The following is a 4,981-nucleotide window of genomic DNA, read 5'->3' as shown; positions in this document are numbered from 1 at the left end:
CTCATAATAGAAGAAGCAATCAAAGGAATAGATTGAACAGTACCAGTGACATCTCTTAATGCATACATCTTCTTATCAGCAGGATCAAGAGACGCTGTCTGACCAATAATAGCTAAATGAATGTCATTCACCTGTTTAATAAAATCTTCTTCATTGACATAAATATTAAGTCCTGGAATAGACTCCATCTTATCTAGAGTCCCACCTGTATGTCCAAGTCCTCTACCACTCATCTTAGCGACTGGTACACCACATGCAGCTACCATTGGACCTAATACTAAAGATGTCTTATCACCAACACCACCAGTAGAATGCTTATCTACTTTAATGCCATGAATACCACTTAAATCAATCACATCACCACTATGCATCATTTCTAAAGTCAGCTGGGCTGTTTCGTGATCTGTTAATCCATTAAAGACAACAGCCATCAAGAAAGCACTCATCTGATAATCAGGAATATCACCTTTCGTATATCCCTGGATTAATTCATGAATTTCTTCATCAGTTAATACTACATTATCTTTTTTCTTTTCAATAAGATCTACCATTCTCATAAATGTCACCTACTCAAACTGAGTTCCTACCTCGAATATATTCTTACCATTTAAATAATCCTTTACAGACATACGTTTCTTACCAGAAAGCTGTATCTCTGTAATCACGAATACACCATCTTCTACCTTTACCCCAATTGCATCTTTAAAGATCTTAACGATAGTGCCATTCTTTTCATCTTTATGGTGTTCCTTGGCATTAGGGCAGTTATGAATTTCACCCTTATATATTTTTACAATCTGTCCATTATAAGTTGTAAATGTACCTGGATGAGGATATAAGCCTCTTACGTGATTAAAGATTTCTCTTGCTGTCTTATTCCAGTCAAGTCTTTCATCTTCTCTCTTAATAATAGGTGCATAAACAACTTCATCAGGATTCTGTGGAATTCTATCATTTGTTTCATCAAAGATAGATGGTAATGTATCCTTTAATAATTCAGCACCAATATCAGTTAAACGATCATATACAATTTCTAAGTTATCATCATCTGTAATTGGTGTGGATCTTTGAGAGATAATATCACCTGCATCCATCTTTTCTGCCATATACATAATAGTCACACCTGTTTCTGTGCGACCATCAATAATAGCGCGATGCACTGGTGCCCCACCACGATAAAGTGGTAATAAAGAAGCATGTACATTCACACATCCTAGACGTGGTGCTTCTAAGACAGCAGTTGGGACAATCTGTCCATAAGCTGCTGTAATAATTAAATCAGGCTTTAGATCTAAGACTGCCTGATAATCATTTCTAATACGTTCTGGCTGTAATACAGGAATATCATGTTTTAATGCTTCCTGTTTCACATCACTCATAGTGAGTACTTTCTTTCTTCCTACATAACGATCTGGCTGAGTGACAACACCCACAACATCATATTTATTTTCTAGTAACATCTGCAGTACTTTTAATGAAAAAGATGCAGTTCCCATAAAAACAATTTTTTTACTCATAAAATTCCTCCTGTATTGTCTTTTTTATTATAACATACTCATTTATTAAGTGCTACCACACAGGAAAAACCAAAAAAACTATTGCAATCATCTAGCATTTTTGGTATTATAGTTCAGCAAACTATAGAACGAGGTGAGATTATTATGGCAAACATGAAACAGCAGATTAAACGTTATAAAAACGATAATGAAAAAAGATTAGCAAACAACGCAGTAAAGAGCGCTTTAAAGACTTCAATCAAGAAAGTATTAAACGCTGTAGAAGCTGGTGACAAAGAAGTTGCTGCTAAGGAATTTAGCGATTGCACAAGACAGTTAGATGCATCTGTAACTAAGCATATCCATCACAAGAACTATGCTAGCAGACAGAAAGCAAGACTTCAGAAGAAAATTAACTCAATCGGATAATTGATAGAGTTTTCTATATGAAACATAAACATCCAGCATTTTGCTGGATGTTTTCTTATGCCTTGCATTTGTATTATAAGTTTCTTAAAATATAAAGTGCGAGGTATAGAAATATGTTAAGAGAAGAAACAAGAAGTGTACAGGTAGGCAATTTAACTATCGGTGGTAATAATCATGTAGTGATTCAGTCTATGTGTAATACAAAGACTAAGGATGTAGAAGCAACTATTAAACAGATCAATGCATTACAACAGGCAGGTTGTGAACTTGTAAGAGTAGCTGTATTTAATAAAGAAGATGCTTATGCAATTAAAGAGATCAAGAAAGGGATTCATATTCCTTTAGTGGCTGATATTCATTTTGATTATAAGCTCGCTCTTATCGCCATAGAATCTGGTATTGATAAGGTACGTATTAATCCTGGTAATATTGGTTCTATCGAAAAGGTAAAAGCAGTTGTAGATGCATGTAAAGAGAAGCATATCCCTATTAGAATTGGGGTTAATGGTGGTTCTTTAGAAAAAGATATTCTAGAGAAATATGGAGAACCTACACCTGAAGGTATGGTTGAATCCGCAATGAAGCATGTAAAGATTCTAGAGGATCTAGATTTCCATGATATCGTTATTTCATTAAAGTCTTCTAATACAATGTTGACTATTAAAGCATATGAATTAGCGTCTAAAACATTCCCTTACCCTTTACATGTAGGTGTCACTGAAGCAGGCACAGCCTTAGGAGGCACTATTAAGTCTTCTTTAGGTATTGGTACATTATTATATGAAGGTATTGGAAATACTATTAGAGTGTCTTTAAGTGATGATCCTGTAGAAGAAATTAAGGTTGCTAAGATTCTATTAAAAGAATTAGGTTTATTAAAGGGTGTCCCTACTCTTGTATCATGTCCTACTTGCGGTCGTATTCAGTATGATTTGATTCCTATCGCTAAAGAGATGGAAGATTTCTTAAAGGATATTCATCTCGATATTACAGTCGCAATTATGGGTTGTGCAGTAAATGGTCCAGGTGAAGCACGTCATGCAGATATTGGTATTGCAGGTGGTGTTGGTGAAGGTCTTCTTATTAAGCATGGAGAGATTGTAAAACGTGTTAAACAGGAAGATATGGTTCAGACACTTAAAGATGAAATTCTAAAGATGGTTGAAGAAAAAAGCGAGTAATTCATAAACTCGCTTTTTTACGTTACGTTAGATTTTCTATTTCATTACATATTTTGTAGATCTACCTTTTCCTTGAATCAGTACAACTCCCTTTTTCTCTAGTATTTTTAATAGAGAAGAGACTTTTGATTTACCAAAAGGTGTACTTGGTACTATTTCACTAATAGATTTTAGGACTGTTTTACTTAACGCTTTTAAAACAAGATGCTCATCATCTGTTAAATCAGAAATATCTTCAAAAACAGGCAATTCAATCTTTATAGTATTTTCTGATACTTCAAAACGAGGTTTCACAAAACTACTTTCATACAATTGTTTGATTCGTGTAATACCTGTTCCAAATATTTCTACAAATCCTAATCGATAGAATACATTCGCAAGATTTCTATTTCTTAAAACAGATGTTTTACCATTCAAATACTCTTCTTCAGAAATTCCTGAAGGCAATCCACCTGGAGATACTATATCGATATGATTATCAAACATAGATATTCTAATATGAGAATTCACATCCCACATCCTATGAATAAGTCCATTCGCAATAGCTTCTCTAAAAGCTGCTTCCGGTATTTTTTCGACATTCCTTCTTTCAGATCCTTCTATCACTTCATATCTATAATAATCTCTAAATACCTCAAGCGATTTCTTATAGACTTCTAAAATAGACATATGATCAAATGTAATTCTTTTCTGAATAATACTGATATTTTCTCCAAATTTTATAATATCAACTCCAGGAAAATCATTAGTATCCGCTAGTAAACCAGCCGCGTTATTATATCCATTATTATTGTCATAGAGATTAAGAGTTTTTAATGTATCAAGATTAAACGAACTGATTTGAATAGTTTTTTCTAATTGTTCTTCAAGGAAATGAAAAGTAAGATTCTGATCCTTGTATGGTAGTTCTTCAAAACTAATATTTTTCCCTTCCAATACAAGCCTTGAAAACTCTAATGTATCTACTTCTATAGTTGCAGAATCATTACGCTTATATGCTTTTGATTTATATAAGTATGGTTTCTGTAATCCACTTTTCACAATAAGTTTTATAGTCTTGTTTACTTCATTTGGTTCAAGTACATAATCTGGTTGTGGAGAAATAGTATCATTAATTTTGTTTTCAATATCTAAACACGCCTTGATTATATCTGACAACCCTTTAATATTGCCATCATCGTCAACTCCAAACAAGATTGTTCCACCATCATAGTTTGAAAAAGCACTAACTGTTTTCAAGAAAGTACTTGTGATTGTTTCTTTAAACTCTAGATTTCTTGTTTCACGCATATTACTATCTCCTTTCCTATTCTACTACTTTAAGTATAATTAAAAATGAGCGTAAATTCAATTGAAAACTTTTTCGTCCAAATTATTTCAATCGTAAATCAGAAAAAACACCCTTTTTGTATGATTTCCGAGTGAATAATACACTTAATTATACGAATATCAATCTCGGAATACATTCAGTATCTCACAAATGCAATTAAAATGAACGTAATTTCAATCCATTCCATTTTCGTTCATACTTTATAATAAGATTAAAATTATAAACTATAGAACAGTGTTTTTTATAACACAAAATACTCATTAGATACATACATAGAGCTTATTCAAGCAAAAATACGCGTAAAAACAATCGAAGATTCAATCGAAAGCTTTTTCGTCCGCGATATTTTCAATCGTAAATTTTAAAACACCCTCCTTGTTGGATTTTCGTCAAAATTAATAACTCGCTCGTTACATGACAGGGTAATAATATAGCTGAATTATTCAACAATACACATCAAAAACAATCGTAAATTCAATCGAAAAGTTTTACGTCCAAATTATTTCAATCGAAAACTAATAAAATAAGCTATTTACGTACTTTTC

At 32.7% G+C, this 4,981-nt stretch carries 5 protein-coding genes; 2 read left to right on the top strand and 3 right to left on the bottom strand.

Annotation, left to right across the window (positions count from 1 at the left end; all coding sequences use genetic code 11):
• Together B2S90_RS10505 and fmt are read right to left on the bottom strand one after the other, a co-directional pair.
• Positions 1–557 (bottom strand): thymidine phosphorylase (locus B2S90_RS10505; RefSeq protein WP_286697022.1); only part of this gene is annotated, 557 nt, incomplete at its 3' end.
• A gap of 9 nt (positions 558–566) precedes the next feature.
• Complete coding sequence (fmt, locus tag B2S90_RS10500) at positions 567–1,517, bottom strand: methionyl-tRNA formyltransferase (RefSeq protein ID WP_055234211.1); 951 nt, start codon at positions 1,515–1,517, stop codon at positions 567–569.
• 144 nt (positions 1,518–1,661) lie between these two features.
• On the opposite strand from fmt, the gene rpsT reads away from it, so the two are divergent.
• Together rpsT and ispG are read left to right on the top strand one after the other, a co-directional pair.
• The gene (gene rpsT, locus B2S90_RS10495) at positions 1,662–1,925 is read left to right on the top strand and encodes a 30S ribosomal protein S20 (RefSeq protein WP_055234210.1); all 264 of its coding nucleotides are present in this window, start codon (positions 1,662–1,664) and stop codon (positions 1,923–1,925) included.
• Positions 1,926–2,038: 113 nt separating this feature from the next.
• A complete protein-coding gene (gene ispG, locus B2S90_RS10490) occupies positions 2,039–3,106 on the top strand; it encodes a flavodoxin-dependent (E)-4-hydroxy-3-methylbut-2-enyl-diphosphate synthase (protein WP_055234209.1) in 1,068 nt (355 codons plus the stop codon).
• A 36-nt stretch (positions 3,107–3,142) separates the two neighbouring features.
• On the opposite strand, the gene B2S90_RS10485 is transcribed toward ispG, so the two are convergent.
• Positions 3,143–4,396 carry an RNA-binding domain-containing protein gene (locus tag B2S90_RS10485; RefSeq protein WP_286697021.1) on the bottom strand — a complete coding sequence of 418 codons (1,254 nt, stop codon included), beginning with the start codon at positions 4,394–4,396 and terminating at the stop codon, positions 3,143–3,145.
• Between the last annotated feature and the right edge of the window lie 585 nt (positions 4,397–4,981).

The organism is Catenibacterium sp. UBA627, from assembly GCF_002299355.1.
Classification (GTDB): domain Bacteria; phylum Bacillota_I; class Bacilli_A; order Erysipelotrichales; family Coprobacillaceae; genus Catenibacterium; species Catenibacterium mitsuoka.
This window is presented reverse-complemented; position numbering and strand designations above follow the sequence as displayed.